Source organism: Azorhizobium caulinodans ORS 571 (assembly GCF_000010525.1).
Taxonomy (GTDB): domain Bacteria; phylum Pseudomonadota; class Alphaproteobacteria; order Rhizobiales; family Xanthobacteraceae; genus Azorhizobium; species Azorhizobium caulinodans.
Genome location: NC_009937.1, coordinates 2,881,304 through 2,904,329, shown reverse-complemented (window position 1 = coordinate 2,904,329; position 23,026 = coordinate 2,881,304). Strand labels below are relative to the sequence as shown.

The window sequence follows — 23,026 nt, the reverse complement described above, 5'->3', positions numbered from 1 at the left end:
CGAGCGCTCATCCGATCAGGCCTCGGGGAGGCCGAGGGTGGCGGCGAGTTCCCGCCACTCGCGGGCGGAGAGGCCGCTGGTGGCCGCTGTCACCTGTTCACCAGCGATCATGCGCTTCACCGCCGCCAGCGCCGTGCGCGAGAGGCTCGCCGATTCCATGCGGTGCTCGATGAAGGCTTCCGTGGTGATCGGCACCCAGCGCTTCATGATGTCGAGCATCTTCTCCGCATAGACGCGGATCTCATACTGCGCATGCGGATCGGCCCGCAGGCGCAGGAAGTGCATGAGATTGTGGAGATTGGTCTTCCAATACCACTGAGTATAGGTGTTCAGCGTCAGGTTCATCCGGGCGAGTTCACGCGCCAGGCCCGAGCGGTCGGGATCGGCGGCCTGCTCGTCCGTGCCCTCGTTCAGCATCCAGGCATAATCGGCATAGGTGCGCTCGGCATCGCCGCGCAGCAGGTCGAGCACCCGCTGGGCTTCCTCACCCTCCAGCACGTCGCCGCGCCCCTGCCGGTTCGCGCTCGATTGGGCGGCGAGCTGCTCCGGCGCCGGCAGATAGAATTCCTTGTCGAGGATGGAATAGCGGGCGGAATATTCGTTCACGCTGGCGGTGCGATGGCGGATCCACTGGCGCGCCACGAAGATGGGCAGCTTCACATGGAACTTGATCTCGGCCATCTCGAACGGCGTCGTGTGCCAGTGCCGCATCAGATACATGATGAGGCCGCGATCCTCGCTCACCTTCTTGGTGCCGCGTCCGTAGGAGACGCGGGCGGCCTGCACCACGGCATTGTCGTCGCCCATATAGTCGATCACCCGGATGAAGCCGTGGTCGAGCAGCGGGATGGGCTCATAGAGCACCTCCTCCAGCGCCGGCACGGTCGGCCGCAGGGTGGCCGTGGTCGTCGCGCGCGCCTGGCGGATGTCCTCGAGTTGCTGGCCGGTGATGCTCATGGCGGTCCTCGTGATGGTCCCCCCGCTTAAGGCGGCGGCCGTTCCTCGGCAAGCCCGTTGGCTGCGGCATGAGGCATCCGGGCCGGAAGGCTCTCACGCCTTTTTGCGAGGGGCGGCCGTAACAAGGCCACGCGTCATGACGTAGTAGAAGCAGGTTCCGCACGAGGTCAGGTGAGCGCATGTCGCTGTTTCACGAGCGCAACGGAAAATTCAGCCCCGAGAAGACGCTGGCCTTGGTCGGTAGCGTGCTGCCGGCCATCTGGCTCGGTGCGTGGGCGGTGGCGGGCGATCTGGGCGCGCGGCCGGTTTCGGCGGCGATTCACTTTTCCGGCCTCTGGGCCATCCGCCTGCTGCTGGTGAGTCTCGCCGTCACGCCGGCCCGGCGCATCTTCCACTGGCCGAAACTCGTGCTGGCGCGCCGCATCCTCGGCGTCGCCGCCATGTGCTACGCGCTGCTTCACCTCGGCCTCTATGCGATGGACCAGGGCTGGAACGTCGGCACGGTGGCGCGGGAGATCGTGCTGCGCTTCTATCTGACGATCGGTGCGGTGGGCGCCGCCTTCCTCGTGGCGCTCGGCGCCACCTCGTTCGACAGCGTGATCCGCCGGATGGGTGGCAAGCGCTGGAATGCGCTCCACGCCACCGTCTATGGCATCGCCATCCTCGCCAGCGTGCACTTCTTCATCCAGTCGAAGCTGGATGTGACGGAGGCGGTGCTGACCACCGGCCTGCTGATCTGGCTGTTCGCCTATCGCATCTGGCACCGCCGCACCAATGCGGTCGGCCCGCTGGCTCTGTTCGCGCTGGCGGGCCTCAGCGCCGTGCTGACCGCGCTGCTCGAGATCGCCTGGTATGGCCTCTTCACTGGCGTCAGCCCGTGGCTGGTGGCGCAGGCCAATGTCCAGCCGGGGCTCGGCATCAGCCCCGCGCTGTGGGTGCTGGCAGCGGGGCTCGGCGTCGCGTTCGCCGGCACGGTGCGCCTCAAGGTGCTTCCGCCCGCGAAGGTGGCGCGGGCGCGCGCCTGATCAGAGGCGAAGCGTCCCGGTCAGTTGATCGAGCGCGGTGTCGGGCGTGCCGCGCATCCAGTCCGGCATCTGGTGGCGGAACCACGTGACCTGCCGCTTGGCATAGCGGCGGGTGTCGTTCTGGCCTTCCGCGATGGCGTCCGCCCGCGACATCTCGCCCCGCAGATAGCGGGTGAGGGCAGGGGCGCCATGGGCCTTCAGGATGGTCCGGTCCGCTGGCAGTTCGCGCGCCGCCAGCCGCTCCACCTCAGCCAGCGCGCCAGCCTCCATCATGGTCTCGAAGCGGCGGTCGATGCGTCCCCGCAGCGTTTCGCGTTCCACCTCCAGCACGAAGCGCACGGCGGACGCTTCCTCCAGCACCGGCCGGTGGGTGGCGCGCTGCCACTGGCTGAGCGGCTGGCCGGTGGCCTCGAACACCTCCAGCGCCCGCAGGATGCGCTGGCGATCCTGCGGCTGCAGGCGCACGGCGGCTTCCGGGTCACGGGTGGCGAGGCGGGCGTGCAGCACCACCGTCACCTCGTCTTCGGCCATGCGCCGCACGCGCTGACGCACCTCCTCGGGGATCTCGGGAATGGGAGCAAGGCCCCGCGTCAGCGCCCGGAAATAAAGGCCCGTGCCGCCGATGACGATGGGCAGGCGCCCCTCTGCGCGGGCGGTGGCCATCGCCGCCGCTGCATCGGCGATCCAGCGCGCGACGGAGTAATCGGCGGCGCCGTCCACGTGGCCGTAGAGGCGGTGGGGCACCCGCATTTCCTCCTCCGGGCTCGGCCGGGCGGTCAAAATGCGCAGATCGCCATAAACCTGCATGGAATCGGCGTTGATGATGACGCCGTCGGTCCGTTCCGCCAGATCCAGCGCCAGCGCCGACTTGCCGCTGGCCGTTGGACCTGCGATGAGCACCGCCAATGGTTTCAATGCTTCAGAGTCCCGCAGTCCCATGGTCTATGTCGCGACACTTATCTCAAATCCCGCCCACCCCGCCATAACCCGCGAGGTGGTGGCTGCCGCCCGCGCGGTTCTGCCCGGGGCGGACGAGCCCATCACTCTTAATGCCGACGTGGCGAGCGAGATCCATTTCGACCCGCCCGCCGACGTCTCCGTCCACGGCCTGGAGGATGAGGTCCGCGCCGCCCTTGATGGCGCGCCGGTGGATGTGGTGGTGCAGCTTGCGGCCGGGCGGCGCAAGCGCCTGTTCCTCGCGGACATGGATTCCACCATGATCGGGCAGGAATGCATCGACGAGCTGGCCGATCTTGTCGGCCTCAAGGCCCATGTCTCCGCCATCACCGAGCGGGCCATGCGGGGCGAGATCTCCTTCGAGCCGGCGCTCCGCGAGCGCGTGGCGCTGCTGAAGGGCCTCGCCGCCGAGGTGGTGGATGATGTCCTGCGCGAGCGCATCACGCTGATGCCGGGCGGCAAGGCGCTCGTTTCCACCATGAAGGCGAACGGGGCCTATACGGCACTGGTCTCGGGCGGCTTCACGCTGTTCACCAGCGCGGTGGCGCAGATGATCGGCTTCGACGAGAACCGCGCGAACATTCTGGAGACGGACGGCGGCAAACTCTCCGGCACCGTGACCGAACCGATCCTTGGCAAGGAAGCCAAGCTCGCGACCCTCGTGGAGCTGCGCGACCGCCTGCACCTTTCGCCCTCGGAGACAATGGCCGTGGGCGATGGGGCGAATGATCTCGCCATGCTGGGGGAAGCCGGTCTTGGCGTCGCCTATCACGCCAAGCCCAAGGTGGCGGCGGAAGCCAAGGCCCGTGTGGACCATGGCGACCTCACCGCGCTCCTTTATATGCAAGGTTACCACCGCGACGATTTCCGCGAGGGCTGACCTGGACCTTCAGGTGGCACGCAAAGCCCCCGGCAGGGCCGGGGGCTGGAGCGGGCTCAGGCGCTGCGGATGCGGGCGACGAAGTTCTCCGTCGCCCGGCGCAGTTCGCCCGACGTGCGGGACAGATCGGTGGAGGCGCCGAGCACCTGAGTGGCGGTCGTTCCCGTGTCCGCCGCCGTCTGGTTAACCTCCGCCATGTTCTCGGAGGCATCGCGCACCCCCTGTGAGGCGCGCGAGATGGAATGGGCGATCTCGTTCGTTGCCGTCGTCTGCTGCGACACCGCCGACGCGATGGTGTTGGAGATTTCGTTCATGCGCCCGATGGTGGACGCAATGCCGGTGATGGCCGATACCGCTTCGTCCGTGGCGCCCTGAACGGTAGAGATCTGAGCTTCGATTTCCGCCGTGGCCTTGGAGGTTTGTTCCGCGAGATTCTTCACCTCGGAGGCCACCACGGCAAAGCCGCGACCCGCCTCGCCCGCACGGGCCGCCTCAATGGTCGCGTTGAGCGCCAGCAGGTTGGTCTGGCCAGCGATGTTGCTGATCAGACTCAGGATGTCGCCGATGCGGCGGGCCGCTTCCGACATGGTGTTGACCTTGGAGGCCGCAGCGTTGGCTTCGGTCACCGCAATGCTGGCGACACGGGCGGATTCCTTCACCTGCGAGCCGATCTCCGAGACGGAGGCGGACAGTTCCTCGGCGGCCGTGGCGACGGCGCCCACCATTTTGTTGGCTTCTTCGGACGCCCGGCTGGCGACGCCGGATCGGCTGGACGTCTGTTCCGCCATGGTCAGCATGCTCTGGGCGGACGCCTGAAGGCCCTCCGAGGCGGTGGACACCACGCCTGCGATCTCGCCGACCACGCTGCCGAGTTCGTCGGCCACGAGATCGAATGCCCGCCGCCGCTCTTCCTCGGCCTGGGCGCGAAGCGACACCTGCTCGTCCTGCAGGCGCACCATCTCCTGGCTGTTGCCCCGCAGGATTTCCACGGCACGGCCGATCTCCCCTACCTCGTCCTTGCGGTCGAGGCCCGGGATTTCCACGTCAAACTCGCCCTTTGAGATGCTCTCGATGCCGCTGGCCAGGGTGCGGATGGGCCTCACCACACGATGGGTGATGAAGACGGCAAAGCCCGCGACGACACCGACGATGGCCAACATGAAGAGGCAGGCGAGAATGAAACCGGTGCGGCTGTTGCCGATATTCTGTTCGCTCTGAATCTGGGCGGCTGCAAAGGCAGCATCGCGGGGCGCCAGAGCCTTGATCAGCGGAGGCGCGATCTGCGCGCGAAACTCCGGGAGGGTCATCGGCGGGGGCGTATCGGAAATCCCGCTGGCATAAATCTGGCGGGTGATGCGGCCACCGACGCCGATGAACTGGTCCTGCGCCGTGGCGAGCGCTTCCTTGATGCCGGGGACATTTTCCAACGGCTTGGCCGCATGCTTGACCATGGCCCAATAGGCTTCGGCCTCACCGTCGAGCATGAGGAACTGTTCAAGCTGCGCCGGCGTGAACTTTTTCCCGGAGCCGAGATACAGCAGGACCACCGCGGAACGGCGGCCACCCGCATCCCGCATGGCCGACGAGAGACGGGCCACAGAGACGAAGCTTTCCATGGCCGGATCTTCGTCGCCGATCCGCAGTTCCAGGGCCTCCATAAGGGAGGTCACGGAGCGCAGCAGTTCTGCGGCGGAGGGGAGGAAGTTCTTCGTGACGGCGGGATTCCGGCTGTCGCGGGGCTTTCTCGCTTCTTCCCACGCATCATCCCGCAGTTTCCGCAGGTCCGCGATGGCCTTGGTGATGGCCCCTTCGGCGATCGCGCGGTCCGCCGGTCGCAGGGATGCGGCGAGCGTCTTCGCCGCAGCCAACGTTTCGTCGGTGCGGCCCATATTCTTCTTGGTGGTCGCGATCTGCGCTTCCGATGCCGCGCTTTCGCCGAGCAGCATCTGGTTGAAGTCACCGCGCTCAAGTCCGAAACGCTCGGTGGAATAGGAAAGATTTGCGAGCACCTGCATCAAGGCTTGGGCGCTGATGGCCGATTGCCATCGCTGCCATTCGCGCACGGCGAACATGACGCTTCCCGCCAGTGCCACGGCACCCAGCGTTGCGATGCAAATGAGGAATATCCCCCGGATGCGCATAAAATTCTCCAACTTATTACTTGTGAGACTGTCTATCAGTCACCTTGCCTGAAGCTGGAGTTGTCTGAACATGCAATTAATCGGTGTAAAAATGTCTCTATAATCTACTTCTGATATATGTTTTTCGTCAGGGACGGGCCCGACCCGTTCTCTCGGAGCTCCGAACGGGGGGCTTTCCGATCTCTGCATTCGGGACGGCGAGAAACCGTCGCCGGATTGCCGCGGCCTTCGATTCGTCCGGCCAAACGCAAAGCGGCGCGCCAATGGCGCGCCGCGGATCGCATTTCAGGGGTGCTGGCGTTCGAACCGGACGCCGCCGTCAGTTGAGCGGCACGGCCGCGAACTGGACCTGGCCTTCGCCGTCGGAAATCAGCAGCAGGGCCGACTTCTTGTTGTCCTTCTTCAGCGCATCCACCCGCTTCTGGAGGTCGGCCGGGGCGGAGACCGGCTCCTGGCCCACTTCCACGATCACCTGACCGGCCTTGAGGCCCTTGTCGGCGGCGGCGGAATTGCGGTCCACGGAGGTGATGACCACGCCCTTCACCGTGTCCTTGATCTTGAAGCGGCGGCGCAGGTCGTCGGTGATGCTGGCGACTTCGAGGCCGAGCACCTTCTTCACCACCGGCTTGTCGGCGTCCGCGCTCTGGGGCTTGGACTTGTCGGCGGCGGTCTTCTCCTCCTCGGGGGCGCGGGCGACCGTGATCTTCAGGGTCTCTTCCTTGCCCTTGCGCAGGACGACGATGTCCACTTCCTTGCCCACCGGCGTGTCGGCCACGATGCGGGGCAGGTCGCGGACATCCTTCACGTCCTTGCCGTCGAACTTGACGATCACGTCGCCGGCCTTCACGCCGGCCTTGGCCGCCGGGCTGTTGTCGTCATTGAGGCCGCCCACCAGCGCGCCGCGCGCCTTGCCGATGCCCAGGCTCTCGGCGATCTCGTCGGAGACGTTCTGGATGCGCACGCCGATCCAGCCGCGCCGCACTTCCTTGAACTGCTGGAGCTGGGCGATCACCGGGCCGGCGGTGGAGGAGGGCACGGCGAAGCCGATGCCGATGGAGCCGCCCGAGGGGGAGATGATGGCGGTGTTCACGCCGATCACGTCGCCTTCCATGTTGAACAGCGGGCCGCCGGAATTGCCCCGGTTGATGGCCGCGTCCGTCTGCAGGAAGTTGTCGTAGGGGCCGGAATTGATGTCGCGGTTGCGGGCGGAGATGACGCCCACCGTGAGCGTGCCGCCGAGGCCGAACGGATTGCCGATGGCCATCACCCAGTCGCCGACCCGCATCTTGTCGCTGTCGCCGAACTTCACGGACACCAGCGGCTTCTCCGGCTTCACCTTCAGCAGGGCGAGGTCGGTCTTGGTGTCGCGGCCGACGAGTTCGGCCTTGAGCTTCGTGCCGTCGTTGAAATTGGCGTAGATCTCATCCGCGTCGGCGATGACGTGATTGTTGGTCACGATGTAGCCGGTCGGATCGATGACGAAGCCCGAGCCGAGGGACGAGACGCGGCGGGGGCGGCGGTTCGACTGTTCCTGGTCGCCGTCATCCTGCTGTTGCCGGCGCTTGAAGAACTCGTCGAAGAAATCCTCGAAGGGCGAGCCGGGCGGGAGCTGCGGGGCGGGGACGCTGCGGGACGGGGCGACGTTCTGCGAGGTGGAGATGTTCACCACCGCATCCATCACCTTCTCAGCGACATCCGCGACCGTGTCCGGCCCCTTGCTGGCAGCGGCATGCACGGGGCCGGATACGGCCAGGGCAAGCGCCAGCGCAGGGGCGGCCATCGCAGCGCGCAAACGATCGATACGGAACATGGGATCTCCTCGCGGACCCGGACTTTCGATGACGAACTGGCACGGAAGCACCATCCCCCGAGAAGGGCAATGAGACTTCAAAAACGCGTTGGACGAGAGTCACGCTCGGGTGAACGGAACGTCAATCCTCCGCGCTGCGCCGTAACGGGGCGCGGTCCCGGCTCGGCGGACGCAAGCGGGCCGGGTGGCGCAGCGTCCGATGATCGGAAGCACTGCGGCACCACCATGGCGGAGGAGGCCGGGTCCCCGGCTAAAAATGCGCCCGGACGAGCCAGACGAGCACCACACCGACAACGCCGGCCACGAGGCCGGCGATGCGCATGGGTTGTTCGGGCGCCTTCAGGATCGCCTTCATGGCGCGGCGCCACGCGGCGGGGAACGCCGCGAGGCTGAGGCCCTCGATGACCAGCACGAGCCCGAGGGCGGCGACGAGATCGCGCACGTTTCCCGGACCTTCAGCGGGCCGGAACGGGAACGGGCGTGACGCTGTCCGCCGGGGCCGCGCCGACCGGGCCCCGTGTGCCTTGCGGGTTGCGCAGGAAGCGGAAGAAGTCCGCCTCCGGGCTCAACACGAGACGGGTGTCGGAAGCCTTGATCGACTGCTCGTAGGCCTGGAGCGAACGATAGAAGGTGAAGAACTCCGGATCGCGCCCATAGGCCTGGGCGAAGATCTGGTTGCGTTCCGCATCGCCCTGGCCGCGCACGGCCTCGCCCCGGGAGTTGGCTTCGGCGAGCAGGATCGTCACCTCGCGGTCGGCACGCGAGCGGGTGCGCTGGGCTGCCTCGCCGCCCTGGGCGCGGATCTCGGCGGCCTCACGCTGGCGTTCCGTCTGCATGCGCTGGAACACCGCCTGGCTGTTGGCGTCCGGCAGGTCCGCGCGGCGGATGCGCACATCCACCACCGTGATGCCGAAGTTGGAGGCCTCGCGGTTCACCTGCTCCTTGATGCGGGCCATCAGGCCCTCGCGCTCATCGCGCACCACCTGGGTGAACGTGCTTTCGCCCAGCACGCGGCGCAGGGCCGAGTTGAGGACGGTGGCGAGGCGGGAGTTGGCGCCCTCAACCGTGCCGACCGCCTGATAGTACTTGAGCGGATCGGAGATGCGGTAGCGCGCGAAGGCATCCACCACGAGGCGCTTCTGGTCCGAGGCGATCACTTCCTGCGAGGGGTTCTCGAGGTCGAGGATGCGCTTGTCCAGATAGACCACCGTGTCGATGAACGGCACCTTCCAGTGCAGGCCCGGCGTCGTGATGGGCGGCCGCGGATTGCCGAGGCGCAGCACCAGCGCCTGCTGGTTCTGGGTCACGGTGAAGGCCGAGGAATAGAGGCCGATCACCACGATGAGGAAGACGACGAGGATGCCGCCGCCGAGGAAAGAGTTTTTCATCGGGCGGCTCCCTGGGTCTGCGGGCCGGTGGGGGCGGGGGCGCGGCGGGCCGGCTCGTTGAGCGGCAGCACGGGCACCACGCCGCCGCTGCGGCTGGCGTTCTGGTCGACGATCACCTTGTCGGTGCCGCCGAGCACACGTTCCATGGTCTCCAGATACATGCGCTCGCGCGTCACGTCCTTCGCCTTCACATATTCATCGTAGATCTTGAGGAAGCGCTCGGCCTGGCCGCGGGCTTCCACCACGGTGCGCTCGCGGTAGGCCTGGGCGCCGTTTTCGATGCGGGCGGCTTCGCCTCGCGCCTCGGGCACGACGCGGTTGGCGTAGGTCTGCGCCTCGTTCTGGGCGCGCTCGGCGTCCGCGCGGGCGGCCTGCACGTCGCGGAAGGCGTCGATGACCTGCGCCGGCGGGTCCACCTTCTGGAGCTGGACCTGCGTGATCTTCACGCCGGCGCTGTAGCTGTCGAGCACCCGCTGCATCAGGTCCTGCACGCCGGTCTCGATGTTCTGCCGGGCGCCGGTGAGGATGGGCTGGATGTTGTTGCGGCCGACCACCTCGCGCATGGCGCTCTCGGCCACCGCCTTGATGGTGCTCTCCGGGTTCTGCACGTTGAACAGATACTGCTCGGCGTTGTTGATGACCCAGAAGACGGCGAAATCCACGTCGACGATGTTCTCGTCGCCGGTGAGCATCAGGCTCTCCTCGGGAACGTCGCGCAGCACGGTGGCGTTGCGTCGGGTGTCCTCGGCGAGGCGCATGCCGATGTCGATGCGGTTCACGCGCGTGACCTTGGGGGTCAGCACGGTCTCGATCGGGTAGGGCAGGTGATAGTTGAGGCCCGGCTGGGTGAGCTGCACGAAGCGGCCGAAGCGCAGGACGACGCCCTGCTCGTCGGGCTCGACGCGGTAGAAGCCGGAGAGGAGCCAGCCGGCCACCACCAGAGCGACCAGAAGGATTGCGCCCTTGGTGCCCATGGAGCCCGGGAGCATGTGCCGCAGGCGGTCCTGACTGCGGCGGATGATGTCTTCAATGTCTGGAGGCGTCGGTCCGGAATTGTTCGGTCCCTGACCCCAGGGCCCCCGCGGCCCATTTCCCCAGGGGCCACCGCCCTGATTTTTCCACGACATCGTCGACTCCCGTAGGAGCGCCGCGCGATGGCGGCGGTCCAGACCTGTACCACTCTGCCACCGCTTCGCGGTCCGGGCACACGCGCCCCATGGACGCGCCGGGCCCCGCGAGCCGGCGGGCAGGTTATAGAAAAGCGCGCGTCCCCTTTCAACGCGGCGCGCGCCTCATGCATTCAGATAGGAACTGCTATGCGATTACGCAACGGTAGCGCTGCCGGCTCCGACGCGTTCGCCCATGCTGTGTCCGCGCGCGGCATTCGCGGTGCCGCGATAATAGTCCAGCACGAACAGCCGGATCGCGGACGACAGGTTGCCCTGATTGCGGCCGGAGTCGATGGTCGCCACCAGGTCGGACAGGGTCAGGCGCCGCTGCCCCGCGATTTCCTTGAGCGCATCCCAGAAGGCGTCCTCCAGGCTCACGCTGGTCTTGTGACCGGCAATAACGATGGATCTCTTCACCACGGGGCTTTTCATGATTCTTCCCTTTCGGTGCGGGCGTGACCATCCAGGCGCTTGGCCTGCAGGCGTTCCTGCGCGGCCTGAGCTTCACGCTCGGCCTTGGTGCGCCCGAACCGGATCCGGTTCTCGGCAGCCTCGGCCTGCGCCTGCTGTCGGGCCCGCGTCTTGCGGGCCTTATTGAGGTTCACGACGTCGCCCAAAGTGTTTCTCAGTCTCGACTCTGGCCCCCAACCGAGCCGGGTTAACGCGCGTCGTCCTGATCCGAACCCAGTCCGACGTTACCATCACATAGTGCGCGGACTCGCATTGTCATCCGCCTGCGCCGCGAAGCTAGGGCCAAAATTACCGATCCCGGCGTCATTAGGTACCTCCCTGCAATTATTTTGATCGCGCCCGGCGCTCACGGACTTCTGATGACGTGTGCTAGAAGCCTGGCCGCTGGACAGTCCAAGGAGAGTACCGGACCATGAGTGCCACCCGCGTCGAAACTGACACTTTCGGCCCCATCGAGGTGCCGGCGGACCGTTATTGGGGCGCGCAGGCGCAGCGATCCTACGGCAATTTCAAGATCGGCTGGGAACGCCAGCCGCTTCCGGTCGTCCGCGCTCTCGGCATCGTGAAGCGCGCCGCCGCCGAGGCCAACCGTGACCTCGGCAAGCTGGACGGCAAGATCGCCGACGCCATCGTCGCGGCCGCCCAGGAAGTGATCGACGGCAAGCTCGACGACCATTTCCCGCTGGTGGTCTGGCAGACCGGCTCGGGCACCCAGTCCAACATGAACGCGAACGAGGTCATCTCGAACCGCGCCATCGAGATGCTGGGCGGCGAGAAGGGCTCCAAGAAGCCCGTGCACCCGAACGACCACGTCAACATGAGCCAGTCGTCCAACGACACCTATCCGACGGCGATGCATGTCGCCTGCTCGGAAGAGATCGTGCACCGGCTGCTTCCCGCCCTGAAGACGCTGCACGGCGCCCTCGACGCCAAGGCGAAGCAGTGGGCCTCGATCATCAAGATCGGCCGCACGCACACGCAGGACGCCACCCCGCTGACGCTCGGCCAGGAATTCTCCGGCTATGCCAAGCAGGTGGAAAACGGCATCGCCCGCATCGAATCCACCCTCCCGGCGCTGATGCAGCTCGCCCAGGGCGGCACGGCGGTCGGTACCGGCCTCAATGCGCCGGTGGGCTTTGCCGAGAAGGTGGCCGAGAAGATCGCCGCCATCACCGGCCTGCCCTTCACCACCGCTCCGAACAAGTTCGAGGCGCTCGCCGCCCATGACGCCATGGTGTTCTCGCACGGCGCCATCAACACGGTGGCGGCCTCGCTGTTCAAGATCGCCAACGACATCCGCTTCCTCGGCTCTGGCCCGCGTTCCGGCCTCGGCGAACTGGCCCTGCCGGAGAACGAGCCCGGCTCGTCCATCATGCCGGGCAAGGTGAACCCGACCCAGTGCGAGGCGCTGACGCAGGTTTGCGTGCAGGTGTTCGGCAACAATGCCGCGCTCACCTTCGCCGGCAGCCAGGGCCATTTCGAGCTGAACGTGTTCAACCCGGTGATGGCCTACAACTTCCTGCAGTCGGTGCGCCTGATCGCGGATGCGGCGGTGAGCTTCACCGAGCACTGCGTGGTCGGCATCGAGCCGCGCGAGGACAACATCAAGGCCGGCCTCGAGCGCTCCCTGATGCTGGTCACCGCGCTGGCACCGAAGATCGGCTATGACGCGGCCGCCAAGATCGCCAAGACCGCCCACAAGAACGGCACCACGCTGCGCGAGGAAGCGGTCGGCGGCGGCTATGTGACGAACGAGGAGTTCGACGCGGTCGTCCGTCCGGAGAACATGATCTCTCCCGGCTGATCCGTTTCAGGCCGATTGCGTTCATGGGGGTGCGGCGCCGGTCGCCGCACCCCTTTTTCGTCTCATGCTCCGGAAGCGCGTCATGGCCAGCCTGCCCGACCATCTCGAATCCGTCGCCATCGACGATCTGCACCCCACCCAGCTCACGCTCGGGATGCAGGAGGTCGCCCGGCGGGCCAAGAAAATGATGGCCATGGGCGAAGAGGAGGCCGAGGCGCTCTTCCGCAAGAAGCCGATCCCCTGCGTGCGCGGGCCCGGCAACCAGCTCTATCTGATAGATCACCATCATCTCTGCCGCGCCGCTCTCATCGCCGGCTTCAAGGAGGTGTATCTGGACCTGTCCCGCCAGGCGGATTGGTCCCATCTCGACCGCACCGCCTTCTGGGAAGAGATGGAGCGCGAGGGCAATTGCTGGCCCATTGATGCCGACGGCAACCGGCGGCCCTATGCCCGCATTCCGAACCATGTGCGCGACCTCACGGACAATCCGTGGCGCACGCTCGCCCGCTCGGTGCGCGGCCCCGCCTTCCGGGACGATGACGAGACGCCGTTCAAGGAATTCATGTGGGGCGAGTATTTCCGCTCCTTCATGTCGAAGCGTCTGATCGAGACCGATTTCGATCTCGCCCGCGACCTCGCCATCAAGCTCGCCCGTCTCGACGAGGCCCAGGACCTGCCCGGCTATCTCGGCGACACGTCCAGGGACTGACGCGCCGGCCCCGGCTCGTGCCAGAGGCGGTCTCGGCGCGGCGCGAGCGATTCTCAAAACCTCAAGACAAGATGGTGGGGTGTATGCCCTGCCTCCATGCGTGCCGCCGGGGTGTCGAGGTGCACCGTCGGCTGTTTGCCACCGAGCACCGGGTCGGCCGGCGGGCAAGTCAGCGCCGTTGCCCACGCAGGGAATTTACTGCTGCGGAACATCGGGCGCGTGCTTATTCTTGCGGCGCAAAAAATATGCAGGCAGTCTTCCAAGATGAACTAAAAATAGCACCACATTGGAAATGAATGACCAATGATGGTTTTTATCTGCACTTATCGTGGGCACTTACCGTCGATAGCTTGCTGTGCATGAGAGCGCCAAGCTGGCGCTACGACGGATGGCTTGCGAGGGTGCCGGGCAAAAGCGACGGCCAACGTTCGCAACAAAACACGGGGGACGCCATGAGCTACGCAAATCTTCCCATGACCTGGAAGGTGGTGGTTCTGCTCGCGTTGCTGGGGGTGATCAGCCTCGGCGGCGCGCTCTATTCCACCTCCACCATGTCCAGCATCGACAGCGCATATGGCGAGCTGGCGGACGGTCCGCAGACGGCCATCAACAAGATCGCCCGTTCGGCCCGTTCGGCGGCGACCGTCAGCACGGACATCATGCGCGCCATCATCTCCACCTCGGACGATGACAATGTGAAAGCGGCTGCCGCCCTGAAGGCTTCCATGAAGCGCTTCGGCGAACTGATGGACGAAGGCGCGGACGCCGTGCCGAACAAGCGCGCGGAGATCACCCAGTTGCGCGACCGGCTCACCACCGTCGTGGCCAATGAGTGCGGGGAGGTGGTCCGCATCGCCACCACCGAGACCTCGCTCGATTCCATCGCCCGCGCCGGTGCGCTCATGTCGGCGCGCTGCGAACCGGCCATCAATGCGGTGATCGCCGCCACCGTCGAGTTCAACGGCAAGCTCACCGCCGAAAGCAATGCCATCCGCGCGACGCTCCAGGCGCAGACCCGCCACTCGGCCCTGGTGACGTTGCTCGGCATCGCCGGCGCCACCCTCGCCATGATCGCCGTGGCGATCCTGCTGGTGCGCAGCGGCATCGTCGCTCCGATCCGCACCATGATGGGCGCCATGGCCGACATGGGGCAGGGCAAGCTCGGCACCCCGGTCGCCGGCACCACCCGCAAGGATGAGATCGGCGCCATGGCGACCTCGCTCGAGCATCTGCGCGGCCAGCTCTCCGAGGCGGAGGTTCTGCGCCGGGCCCAGCAGGAGCGCGAAGAGGTGGAGCGCCAGACCATGGTCCGGCGCGAGGCGCTGGCCCAGAATTTCGTCGCCCGCATGAAGGAGCTCGCCTCCAGCTTCGCGGGCTCGTCCGGCGAGGTGGCACACGCCGCCCGCGATCTGTCCGCTTCGGCCGACCAGACCGCGCAGCAGGCGCAGGCCGTGGCTGCGGCCGCCGAGCAGGCCGCCACCAATGTGCAGACCGTTGCGGCCTCTTCCGAGGAACTGGCCGCCTCGGTGCGGGAGATCACGGCGCAGGTGAGCCATTCGGCCACGGTCGCGGATCTCGCCTTCCGCGAGGCCGATGCCTCCAACCAGCGGATCAGCGAACTCGCCCGGGCGGCGGCGGACATCGGCGAGGTCATCAACCTCATCAAGTCCATCGCCGACCAGACCAACCTGCTGGCTCTCAACGCCACCATCGAAGCCGCCCGTGCCGGCGACGCGGGCAAGGGCTTCGCGGTCGTCGCCTCGGAGGTGAAGGAACTGGCCTCCCAGACCGCCAAGGCCACCAGCGACATCTCGCAGAAGGTGGAGGAGATCCAGTCCGCCACCAACGGCACGGTGGCCTCCATGGCGGAGATCATCCGCGTGGTGACCAACATCAAGGAGATCTCCTCGGCCATCTCCGGCTCGGTGGCGCAGCAGGGCGAAGCGACGGGCGAGATCGCCCAGAACTGCCAGCAGGCGTCGACGGGCACGCAGGAAGTGACCGACAACATCACCGGCGTCGGCCGGGCCGCGCAGGCGACGGGGGCGGCCTCCAACCAGTTGCTCAGCCTCTCTCAGGGTCTCTCGGCCCAGGCGACGGACCTGCGGTCGGTGGTGGAGACCTTCGTCCGCGACCTTAACGCTGCGTGAGATCAGGAGCGGCGTGCGGGCGCGCGCCGCTCACTCCGGCCAGCCGCCGGGCATGGCCCCGGTGGCGGCGAGGTCCAGCTTGGCCCGGCGGGGCAGGGCCTTGATGCGCAGTTCGGCCCTGAGCGCGGCCCCACGCGAGGCGAAGGGACGCGACCAGAGCAGGCGCTTCACGCCGCCATGCCCGCGCACATAGCGGGCGCCCTTGGGCGTCGCGTGGTCGCGCATCCGCCGCTCCACATCGATCGCCACCCCGCAATAAAGCGAGCCGTCGCCACATTCGACGAGATAGGCGGACCAGGGGCAGGGCAGCTCGGAAGAATCGGACATGTCGCAAGGGGCTGAAGGCGGGGCGGATGGCGTCCCGTTTGTGCCATCGGGTGCGGCGTGGTTCCAGTCACGCAGGGGCGTTATAAGGGGCAGCCGTTCGTGTCCCAGGGAGACGCCCATGTCCGCCTCGCGCCTTGCCACCTGCCTCCGCCTGCCGGTTCTTCTGCTGACCCTCGGGCTGGCCCTCGGCGGCTGCGGCATCAACGGCATTCCCACCGCCGAGGAACAGGCCAAGGCGAAGTGGAGCGATGTGCTGAACCAGTACCAGCGCCGTTCCGACCTCATCCCCAATCTCGTGGAGACGGTGAAGGGCTACGCCCAGCAGGAGAAGGACGTGCTGACGCAGGTGGTCGAGGCCCGCGCCAAGGCGACCTCCGTGCGCGTCGATGCCTCCACCATCACCGATCCCGCACAGTTCAAGCAGTTCCAGGATGCCCAGACCCAGCTTTCCGGCGCCCTCGGGCGGCTGCTGGCGGTGAGCGAGGCTTATCCGGACCTGAAGTCGAACCAGAACTTCCTCGCGCTCCAGTCGCAGATCGAAGGGACGGAGAATCGCATCGCCGTCGCACGTCGCGACTATATCGAGGCGGTGCGCGTCTATAACACCGAGCTCAAGACCTTCCCCGGCGCCATCTGGGCCTCGACGCTCTACCGTAACAACAAGCCCATGGAGACCTTCACCATCTCCGAGCAGCAGATGCAGGTGCCCAAGGTGAAGTTCTGAGCGGGCGGTGCGCGCCATGAGCCGGCCCCGCATGAACCCGCCCACGGTCTTCCCGCGCCGCCCGCTGCGCGTTCCGGGGGCGCTGGCGGGCATCTTGATCCTGCTCGCGGCAGTCCTCTTCGCAGTGGCCGCTCCGGCCTGGGCGGATCTCTCCTTCCCGGCACTCAGCGGGCGGGTGGTGGACGCGGCAAACGTCCTGCCCGCCACCACGCGGGCCACGCTCGACGGCAAGCTCGCCGTGCAGGAGGCCAAGGCCACCGATCAGTTCGTGGTGGCCACCGTGCCCTCTCTGCAGGGCACCTCGATCGAGGACTATGCCAACCGCCTGTTCCGCTTCTGGAAGCTGGGACAGGAGAAGAAGAACAACGGCGTGCTGCTGCTGGTGGCGCCGAACGAGCGCAAGGTACGCATCGAGGTGGGCTACGGGCTGGAAGGCATCCTGACCGATGCGGTCGCCAGCACCATCATCCAGACCACCATCCTGCCGGCCTTCCGCAAGGGCGACATGCCGGCCGGCATCGTGGCCGGCGCCGAGGCGGTGCTGGAAATCCTCAATCTCGATCCCGAGGAGGCCCGCCAGCGGGCGGCCGGCGCCCCGGCAGCGGCGGTGGGCGACGACGGGATGGTGCTGTTCGCCATCTTCGTGATTCTTGTCGTGGTGATCCTCCTGATCATCTGGTTCGGCGGCGGCCGGGGGCGTGGTTTCTCCGTCGGCAGCGGCGTGGGCGCCTCCTCCTCGAGCTGGCGCTGGGAGAGCAGTGGGGGCGGCGGCAGTTCGAGCGGGGGCTTCTCCGGCGGGGGCGGCTCGTCCGGCGGCGGCGGCGCTTCGGGAGGATGGTGATGACCCCTGTGCTCGATCACGCCGCGCGCGAGCGCATCCTCGCCGCCGTCCGCGCCGCCGAGGCGCAGACCAGCGCGGAAATCCGGGTGGTGGTGCTCTCCCGCCCGCTGATCCGTCATTCCTTCTATCCGGTGCTCTGGGCGGCGCTGGCTGCGCTCGCTCTGCCCTGGCTGCTGGTGCTGGCGGTGCCGCTGCGCCCCATTCCGCTGTTGGCGGTGCAGGGCCTCATCTTCCTCGCGCTTCTGGCCCTGCTGTCGGTGCCGGCGCTCGCCCGCCGCACCGTTCCGCCGGCCGTGAGACGGGCTGCGGCGCGGGCGGCGGCGCTCGACCGATTCTTGGCCCTCGGCATCCATCTCACTGAGTCCCGGACCGGACTCATGATTCTTGCTGCTGCGCCGGACCGCCTCATCGAGGTGGTGGCGGACGAGACCATCCTCGCAAAACTGGGCCCCGGCGTTTGCGAGGAGGTCTGTGCGGTGGTATCGAAAGCGGCGGCGGACGGCGATCTTTCCGGTGCCTTGGCAGCTGGCGTTAACCAAGCCGGCATAAGGCTTTCCGAAACCTTTCCCGCGAGCGCGCAGGACCGCAACGAACTGCCCGATCATGTGATCTTCGCGTGAGCGCGATTGCATGGCTGGAGTGCGCGGAAAATAAGCGCTGGCGGCATCTCGGCCCTTGACGCGGGGCAGGGGGGACGCTAGACACCACCCACTTTCGCGGCAGGCGTCGGTGTCCCAACGCGATCGGAGTGGCAGTCTTGAGCAACATCCTGCGGGGTGGGTTCAGTCAGGCCCCGATCGGTTCACCGATACGCTGCCAGGTACAGCACTGAGAAAGTCAGGTGCACGATCGCGGCGCCGGTTCCCGAAAGGGGATTGAGTTTCGTGATCCTCTGTCGCGAACGGGCGCGCCCGCTGTGACCAGCAGCGGACAGCGCTTTTCGTTCGTGGTCCCGCCGATGGGAATTTTCCCGCCGGCGCGAATTTTTCGTTGGCGACCTCGGTCGCCGAACCGTTGCGGTCCGTAAGGGGCGCGAAACATTGGATGCGGCGCAAGCCGCAGGTCAGGACGAGGCGAAGGCTACATGCCGACGATCAACCAGCTGATCCGGAAGCCGCGGGAAGCGCAGAAGGCCCGGGACAAGGCACCCGCTCTTCAGTCGAGCCCGCAGAAGCGCGGCGTGTGCACCCGCGTCTACACCACGACCCCGAAGAAGCCGAACTCGGCGCTTCGTAAGGTCGCCAAGGTGCGGCTGACCAACAGCTACGAAGTGATCGGCTACATCCCCGGCGAAGGTCACAACCTTCAGGAGCACTCCGTGGTCATGATCCGCGGCGGCCGCGTGAAGGACCTTCCGGGTGTGCGCTATCACATCCTGCGTGGCGTTCTGGATACCCAGGGCGTGAAGAACCGTAAGCAGCGTCGTTCGAAGTACGGCGCGAAGCGGCCGAAGTGATAAGGGGAGCCTGAACAATGTCTCGTCGTCACAAGGCTGAGCGTCGCGAAGTCATTCCGGACGCCAAGTTCGGCAACATCATCGTCTCGCGCTTCATGAATTCCATCATGCGCGACGGCAAGAAGTCGGTCGCCGAGAGCATCGTCTACGGTGCGCTCGACGTGGTCGAAGCCAAGGCCAAGAGCAATCCTCTGGATCTGTTCGTGACCGCGCTCGAGAACGTCGCTCCCGCCGTGGAAGTGCGGTCCCGTCGCGTCGGCGGCGCCACCTACCAGGTGCCCGTCGAAGTGCGCACCGAGCGTCGCCAGACCCTCGCGATCCGCTGGCTCATCGCCTCGGCCCGTGCCCGCAACGAGAAGACCATGGTGGAGCGTCTCTCCGCCGAGCTGCTCGATGCGGCCAACAATCGCGGCAACGCCGTGAAGAAGCGCGAAGACACGCACCGGATGGCGGAAGCCAACCGCGCCTTCTCGCACTACCGCTGGTGATCGGAGAGGACCTCAGTCATGCCGCGTACGCACGCCATCGAGGACTACCGCAATTTCGGCATCATGGCCCACATTGATGCCGGAAAGACCACGACCACGGAGCGGATCCTCTATTACACCGGCAAGAGCCACAAGATCGGCGAAGTCCATGATGGCGCTGCCACCATGGATTGGATGACGCAGGAGCAGGAGCGTGGCATCACGATCACCTCTGCTGCGACGACCGCCTTCTGGTCGGGCAAGCGCCTGAACATCATCGACACCCCCGGGCACGTGGACTTCACCATCGAAGTCGAACGCTCCCTGCGTGTGCTCGACGGTGCGGTGTGCGTGCTGGACGGCAACCAGGGTGTTGAGCCCCAGACGGAGACCGTCTGGCGCCAGGCCGACAAGTACAACGTGCCGCGCATCGTGTTCGTCAACAAGATGGACAAGACCGGCGCGGACTTCTACCGCTGCGTCGAGATGATCATCGACCGCGTGGCCGGCAACCCCGTGTGCTGCCAGCTGCCGATCGGCTCCGAGAACAACTTCAAGGGCATCATCGACCTGGTGCGCATGAAGGCGGTGGTGTGGGAAGACGAGGCGCTCGGCGCCAAGTTCCACGACGAGGAGATCCCCGCCGATCTCGCCGACAAGGCCGCTGAGTATCGCAACAAGCTGGTCGAGGCCGCCGTCGAGCTCGACGACGATGCCATGGCCGCCTATCTCGACGGCCAGGAGCCGGACGAGGCGACGCTGAAGCGCCTGATCCGTCTCGCGGTCGTCGGCCGCAAGTTCAACCCGGTCTTCTGCGGCTCGGCGTTCAAGAACAAGGGCGTGCAGCCCCTGCTCGACGCCGTCGTGGACTATCTGCCGAGCCCCATCGATCGCGGCGCGATCAAGGGCATCGACTTCAAGACCGAGGAAGAGACGGTTCGCAAGCCTTCGGACGAGGAGCCCCTGTCGGTGCTCGCGTTCAAGATCATGGACGACCCGTTCGTCGGCACCATCACCTTCTGCCGCATCTATTCGGGTGTGATGGAAGCGGGCATGGGCCTCCTCAACTCGACCCGTGACAAGCGCGAGCGCGTCGGCCGCATGCTGCTCATGCATGCGAACAACCGGGAAGACATCAAGGAAGCCTATGCGGGTGACATCGTCGCCCTGGCCGGCCTCAAGGAAGTGCGCACCGGCGATACGCTGTGCGACCCCGCGAAGGCCGTGATCCTGGAGAAGATGGAATTCCCCGAGCCGGTCATCGAGATCGCGATCGAGCCGAAGTCCAAGGCCGACCAGGAGAAGCTCGGCATCGCGCTCTCCAAGCTCGCCGCCGAGGATCCGTCCTTCCGCGTGTCGACCGACCACGAGAGCGGCCAGACCATCCTCAAGGGGATGGGCGAACTGCATCTCGACATCAAAGTCGACATCCTGAAGCGCACCTACAAGGTGGACGCCAACATCGGCGCTCCGCAGGTCGCCTATCGTGAGACCCTCACGAAGAAGACCGAGGTGGACTACACCCACAAGAAGCAGACCGGTGGTACCGGCCAGTTCGCGCGGGTCAAGTTCACGGTGGAGCCGAACGAGGCCGGCAAGGGCTTCGAGTTCGAAAGCGCCATCATCGGCGGCGCGGTGCCGAAGGAGTACATCCCGGGCGTCCAGAAGGGCCTCGAGAGCGTGCTCGGCGCGGGTGTCATCGCCGGCTTCCCGGTGGTGGACGTCAAGGTGACGCTCACCGACGGCGCCTTCCACGAAGTCGACTCGTCGGCCCTGGCCTTCGAAATCGCCTCTCGTGCCGGCTTCCGTGAAGCCCTGCAGAAGGGCGGCTCGGTTCTGCTCGAGCCGATCATGAAGGTCGAGGTCGTGACCCCCGAGGATTACACGGGTTCGGTCATCGGCGACCTCAACTCCCGTCGCGGCCAGATCCAGGGCCAGGACATGCGCGGCAACGCGAATGTCGTGAACGCCATGGTCCCGCTGGCGAACATGTTCGGTTACGTGAACACCCTGCGCTCCTTCAGCCAGGGCCGCGCGACCTTCACCATGCAGTTCGACCACTACGAGCAGGTGCCGTCGAACGTCGCTCAGGAGGTTCAGGCGAAATACGCCTGAACTTCTTAAGTCCTTATCGTTTTCGCAAGAAATCACCGCCAGAGAGACCCAACGGAGAGTCCCATGGCCAAAGCTAAGTTTGAACGTAACAAGCCGCACTGCAACATTGGCACCATCGGCCACGTTGACCACGGCAAGACCTCTCTGACGGCCGCGATCACGAAGGTGCTCGCCGAGACGTCGGGTGGCGCGACCTTCACCGCCTACGACCAGATCGACAAGGCGCCGGAAGAGAAGGCGCGCGGCATCACGATCTCGACGGCGCACGTCGAGTACGAGACGCAGAACCGCCACTATGCGCACGTGGACTGCCCCGGCCACGCCGACTATGTGAAGAACATGATCACCGGCGCGGCCCAGATGGACGGCGCGATCCTGGTGGTGTCCGCCGCCGACGGCCCGATGCCGCAGACCCGCGAGCACATCCTGCTCGCCCGTCAGGTCGGCGTGCCGGCTCTGGTGGTGTTCCTGAACAAGTGCGACATGGTCGACGATCCGGAGCTTCTTGAGCTGGTCGAGCTCGAGGTCCGCGAGCTTCTGTCCAAGTACGACTTCCCCGGCGACGACATCCCGATCGTGCGCGGCTCTGCCCTGTGCGCGCTCGAGAACAAGTCTCCCGAGCTTGGCGCCGAAGCCATCCTGAAGCTGATGGCCGAGGTGGACAAGTACATCCCGCAGCCGGAGCGTCCGGTTGACCAGCCCTTCCTGATGCCGATCGAAGACGTGTTCTCGATCTCCGGCCGCGGCACCGTGGTGACCGGCCGTGTCGAGCGCGGCATCGTGAAGGTGGGCGACGAAGTCGAGATCGTCGGCATCCGCCCGACGGTGAAGACCACCGTCACCGGCATCGAGATGTTCCGCAAGCTGCTCGACCAGGGCCAGGCCGGCGACAACGTCGGCGTGCTGCTGCGCGGCACGAAGCGCGAGGACGTGGAGCGTGGCCAGGTGGTGTGCAAGCCGGGTTCGGTGAAGCCGCACACCAAGTTCAAGGCCGAAGCCTACATCCTGACGAAGGAAGAGGGCGGCCGTCATACGCCGTTCTTCACCAACTACCGCCCGCAGTTCTACTTCCGCACGACGGACGTGACCGGCGTGGTGACGCTGCCCGAAGGCACCGAGATGGTGATGCCGGGCGACAACATCTCGGTGGACGTGCAGCTGATCGTCCCGATCGCGATGGAAGAGAAGCTCCGCTTCGCCATCCGTGAGGGCGGCCGCACCGTCGGCGCCGGCGTCGTCGCCTCCATCATCGAGTGAAACAATAAGAAACGGGGCCGCGCCGCCAGCGCGGCGCGTCCCTCTTTTTCTTGGAGCCCTTGAGCCATGAACGGCCAGAACATTCGGATCCGCCTTAAGGCGTTCGATCACCGCATCCTCGATGCGTCGACCCGCGAGATCGTCGCCACGGCCAAGCGCACTGGCGCGCAGGTGCGCGGCCCGATTCCGCTGCCGACGCGGATCGAGAAGTTCACCGTCAATCGCTCTCCGCACATCGATAAGAAGTCGCGCGAGCAGTTTGAGATGCGTACTCACAAGCGGTTGCTCGATATCGTCGATCCGACTCCCCAGACCGTGGACGCGCTGATGAAGCTCGACCTCGCCGCTGGCGTCGACGTCGAAATCAAGCTCTGACGT

General features: G+C 66.3%; 23 protein-coding genes. 13 read left to right on the top strand and 10 right to left on the bottom strand.

The annotated features are described in order from the left end of the window. Positions 1–15: 15 nt before the first annotated feature. A complete protein-coding gene (gene thyX, locus AZC_RS13320) occupies positions 16–957 on the bottom strand; it encodes an FAD-dependent thymidylate synthase (RefSeq protein ID WP_012171101.1) in 942 nt (313 codons plus the stop codon). Between the two features lie 179 nt (positions 958–1,136). On the opposite strand from thyX, the gene AZC_RS13315 reads away from it, so the two are divergent. Beyond that, a complete protein-coding gene (locus AZC_RS13315; RefSeq protein ID WP_012171100.1) occupies positions 1,137–1,982 on the top strand; it encodes a sulfite oxidase heme-binding subunit YedZ in 846 nt (281 codons plus the stop codon). Here AZC_RS13315 and miaA read toward each other — a convergent pair whose 3' ends face one another. After that, entirely contained in the window at positions 1,983–2,921 is a 939-nt protein-coding gene (miaA, locus tag AZC_RS13310; protein WP_012171099.1) for a tRNA (adenosine(37)-N6)-dimethylallyltransferase MiaA, read from the bottom strand. Here miaA and serB point away from each other — a divergent pair. Next, a complete protein-coding gene (serB, locus tag AZC_RS13305) occupies positions 2,920–3,819 on the top strand; it encodes a phosphoserine phosphatase SerB (protein WP_043879333.1) in 900 nt (299 codons plus the stop codon). The genes miaA and serB overlap by 2 nt on opposite strands. 56 nt (positions 3,820–3,875) lie before the next feature. On the opposite strand, the gene AZC_RS13300 is transcribed toward serB, so the two are convergent. The 7 genes from AZC_RS13300 to AZC_RS13270 form a co-directional block, all read right to left on the bottom strand. Continuing rightward, positions 3,876–5,960: a methyl-accepting chemotaxis protein gene (locus AZC_RS13300; RefSeq protein WP_081433983.1), complete on the bottom strand. Its 2,085-nt coding sequence runs from the start codon at positions 5,958–5,960 to the stop codon at positions 3,876–3,878. Positions 5,961–6,279: 319 nt separating this feature from the next. Beyond that, positions 6,280–7,770, bottom strand: coding sequence for a DegQ family serine endoprotease (locus AZC_RS13295; RefSeq protein ID WP_043879331.1), 1,491 nt, complete (start codon positions 7,768–7,770; stop codon positions 6,280–6,282). Between the two features lie 250 nt (positions 7,771–8,020). After that, entirely contained in the window at positions 8,021–8,212 is a 192-nt protein-coding gene (locus AZC_RS13290; RefSeq protein ID WP_012171095.1) for a DUF2065 domain-containing protein, read from the bottom strand. Positions 8,213–8,225: 13 nt separating this feature from the next. After that, positions 8,226–9,158 (bottom strand): protease modulator HflC, encoded by a 933-nt coding sequence (hflC, locus tag AZC_RS13285; RefSeq protein ID WP_012171094.1) that lies wholly within the window; start codon positions 9,156–9,158, stop codon positions 8,226–8,228. Continuing rightward, the gene (gene hflK / locus AZC_RS13280) at positions 9,155–10,285 is read right to left on the bottom strand and encodes an FtsH protease activity modulator HflK (RefSeq protein WP_012171093.1); all 1,131 of its coding nucleotides are present in this window, start codon (positions 10,283–10,285) and stop codon (positions 9,155–9,157) included. Before hflK ends, hflC begins: the two co-directional genes overlap by 4 nt. 195 nt (positions 10,286–10,480) lie before the next feature. After that, positions 10,481–10,759, bottom strand: a complete 279-nt coding sequence (locus AZC_RS13275; RefSeq protein ID WP_012171092.1) for a ribbon-helix-helix domain-containing protein — start codon at positions 10,757–10,759, stop codon at positions 10,481–10,483. After that, positions 10,756–10,944, bottom strand: a complete 189-nt coding sequence (locus AZC_RS13270; RefSeq protein WP_012171091.1) for a DUF4169 family protein — start codon at positions 10,942–10,944, stop codon at positions 10,756–10,758. The genes AZC_RS13275 and AZC_RS13270 overlap by 4 nt, the downstream gene beginning before the upstream one ends. Positions 10,945–11,210: 266 nt before the next feature. On the opposite strand from AZC_RS13270, the gene fumC reads away from it, so the two are divergent. The 3 genes from fumC (at position 11,211) to AZC_RS13255 (ending at position 15,461) form a co-directional block, all read left to right on the top strand. Continuing rightward, a complete protein-coding gene (fumC, locus tag AZC_RS13265) occupies positions 11,211–12,602 on the top strand; it encodes a class II fumarate hydratase (protein WP_012171090.1) in 1,392 nt (463 codons plus the stop codon). Between the two features lie 82 nt (positions 12,603–12,684). Beyond that, positions 12,685–13,311, top strand: coding sequence for a ParB-like protein (locus tag AZC_RS13260; RefSeq protein WP_052285929.1), 627 nt, complete (start codon positions 12,685–12,687; stop codon positions 13,309–13,311). 452 nt (positions 13,312–13,763) lie between these two features. Then, a complete protein-coding gene (locus AZC_RS13255; protein ID WP_043879330.1) occupies positions 13,764–15,461 on the top strand; it encodes a methyl-accepting chemotaxis protein in 1,698 nt (565 codons plus the stop codon). A 30-nt stretch (positions 15,462–15,491) separates the two neighbouring features. Here AZC_RS13255 and AZC_RS13250 read toward each other — a convergent pair whose 3' ends face one another. Continuing rightward, complete coding sequence (locus AZC_RS13250) at positions 15,492–15,788, bottom strand: GIY-YIG nuclease family protein (RefSeq protein WP_012171087.1); 297 nt, start codon at positions 15,786–15,788, stop codon at positions 15,492–15,494. 118 nt (positions 15,789–15,906) lie between these two features. Between AZC_RS13250 and AZC_RS13245 the strand changes: the two genes are divergently transcribed. From AZC_RS13245 to rpsJ, 8 genes are all read left to right on the top strand, one after another. Next, positions 15,907–16,512 (top strand): LemA family protein, encoded by a 606-nt coding sequence (locus AZC_RS13245; protein ID WP_012171086.1) that lies wholly within the window; start codon positions 15,907–15,909, stop codon positions 16,510–16,512. A 31-nt stretch (positions 16,513–16,543) separates the two neighbouring features. After that, on the top strand, positions 16,544–17,353 hold the full coding sequence (locus AZC_RS13240) for a TPM domain-containing protein (protein WP_043879329.1): 810 nt from the start codon (positions 16,544–16,546) through the stop codon (positions 17,351–17,353). Continuing rightward, the gene (locus AZC_RS13235; RefSeq protein ID WP_012171084.1) at positions 17,353–17,973 is read left to right on the top strand and encodes a TPM domain-containing protein; all 621 of its coding nucleotides are present in this window, start codon (positions 17,353–17,355) and stop codon (positions 17,971–17,973) included. Before AZC_RS13240 ends, AZC_RS13235 begins: the two co-directional genes overlap by 1 nt. 464 nt (positions 17,974–18,437) lie before the next feature. Further along, entirely contained in the window at positions 18,438–18,809 is a 372-nt protein-coding gene (rpsL, locus tag AZC_RS13230) for a 30S ribosomal protein S12 (RefSeq protein WP_012171083.1), read from the top strand. Between the two features lie 17 nt (positions 18,810–18,826). Beyond that, the gene (rpsG, locus tag AZC_RS13225; RefSeq protein ID WP_012171082.1) at positions 18,827–19,297 is read left to right on the top strand and encodes a 30S ribosomal protein S7; all 471 of its coding nucleotides are present in this window, start codon (positions 18,827–18,829) and stop codon (positions 19,295–19,297) included. Between the two features lie 18 nt (positions 19,298–19,315). After that, positions 19,316–21,391, top strand: coding sequence for an elongation factor G (fusA, locus tag AZC_RS13220; protein WP_012171081.1), 2,076 nt, complete (start codon positions 19,316–19,318; stop codon positions 21,389–21,391). Positions 21,392–21,454: 63 nt separating this feature from the next. Continuing rightward, positions 21,455–22,648, top strand: coding sequence for an elongation factor Tu (gene tuf, locus AZC_RS13215; protein WP_012169411.1), 1,194 nt, complete (start codon positions 21,455–21,457; stop codon positions 22,646–22,648). 66 nt (positions 22,649–22,714) lie between these two features. Next, the gene (rpsJ, locus tag AZC_RS13210) at positions 22,715–23,023 is read left to right on the top strand and encodes a 30S ribosomal protein S10 (protein ID WP_012113701.1); all 309 of its coding nucleotides are present in this window, start codon (positions 22,715–22,717) and stop codon (positions 23,021–23,023) included. Positions 23,024–23,026 lie beyond the last annotated feature (3 nt).

Bases quoted from the DNA above. Each gene is read 5' to 3' on its own strand.
- thyX (WP_012171101.1), bottom strand. From the start codon at position 957: ATGAGCATCACCGGCCAGCAACTCGAGGACATCCGCCAGGCGCGCGCG.
- AZC_RS13315 (WP_012171100.1), top strand. From the start codon at position 1,137: ATGTCGCTGTTTCACGAGCGCAACGGAAAATTCAGCCCCGAGAAGACG.
- serB (WP_043879333.1), top strand. From the start codon at position 2,920: ATGGTCTATGTCGCGACACTTATCTCAAATCCCGCCCACCCCGCCATA.
- miaA (WP_012171099.1), bottom strand. From the start codon at position 2,921: ATGGGACTGCGGGACTCTGAAGCATTGAAACCATTGGCGGTGCTCATC.
- AZC_RS13300 (WP_081433983.1), bottom strand. From the start codon at position 5,960: ATGCGCATCCGGGGGATATTCCTCATTTGCATCGCAACGCTGGGTGCC.
- AZC_RS13295 (WP_043879331.1), bottom strand. From the start codon at position 7,770: ATGTTCCGTATCGATCGTTTGCGCGCTGCGATGGCCGCCCCTGCGCTG.
- hflC (WP_012171094.1), bottom strand. From the start codon at position 9,158: ATGAAAAACTCTTTCCTCGGCGGCGGCATCCTCGTCGTCTTCCTCATC.
- hflK (WP_012171093.1), bottom strand. From the start codon at position 10,285: ATGTCGTGGAAAAATCAGGGCGGTGGCCCCTGGGGAAATGGGCCGCGG.
- AZC_RS13275 (WP_012171092.1), bottom strand. From the start codon at position 10,759: ATGAAAAGCCCCGTGGTGAAGAGATCCATCGTTATTGCCGGTCACAAG.
- fumC (WP_012171090.1), top strand. From the start codon at position 11,211: ATGAGTGCCACCCGCGTCGAAACTGACACTTTCGGCCCCATCGAGGTG.
- AZC_RS13260 (WP_052285929.1), top strand. From the start codon at position 12,685: ATGGCCAGCCTGCCCGACCATCTCGAATCCGTCGCCATCGACGATCTG.
- AZC_RS13255 (WP_043879330.1), top strand. From the start codon at position 13,764: ATGAGCTACGCAAATCTTCCCATGACCTGGAAGGTGGTGGTTCTGCTC.
- AZC_RS13250 (WP_012171087.1), bottom strand. From the start codon at position 15,788: ATGTCCGATTCTTCCGAGCTGCCCTGCCCCTGGTCCGCCTATCTCGTC.
- AZC_RS13245 (WP_012171086.1), top strand. From the start codon at position 15,907: ATGTCCGCCTCGCGCCTTGCCACCTGCCTCCGCCTGCCGGTTCTTCTG.
- AZC_RS13240 (WP_043879329.1), top strand. From the start codon at position 16,544: ATGAACCCGCCCACGGTCTTCCCGCGCCGCCCGCTGCGCGTTCCGGGG.
- AZC_RS13235 (WP_012171084.1), top strand. From the start codon at position 17,353: ATGACCCCTGTGCTCGATCACGCCGCGCGCGAGCGCATCCTCGCCGCC.
- rpsL (WP_012171083.1), top strand. From the start codon at position 18,438: ATGCCGACGATCAACCAGCTGATCCGGAAGCCGCGGGAAGCGCAGAAG.
- rpsG (WP_012171082.1), top strand. From the start codon at position 18,827: ATGTCTCGTCGTCACAAGGCTGAGCGTCGCGAAGTCATTCCGGACGCC.
- fusA (WP_012171081.1), top strand. From the start codon at position 19,316: ATGCCGCGTACGCACGCCATCGAGGACTACCGCAATTTCGGCATCATG.
- tuf (WP_012169411.1), top strand. From the start codon at position 21,455: ATGGCCAAAGCTAAGTTTGAACGTAACAAGCCGCACTGCAACATTGGC.
- rpsJ (WP_012113701.1), top strand. From the start codon at position 22,715: ATGAACGGCCAGAACATTCGGATCCGCCTTAAGGCGTTCGATCACCGC.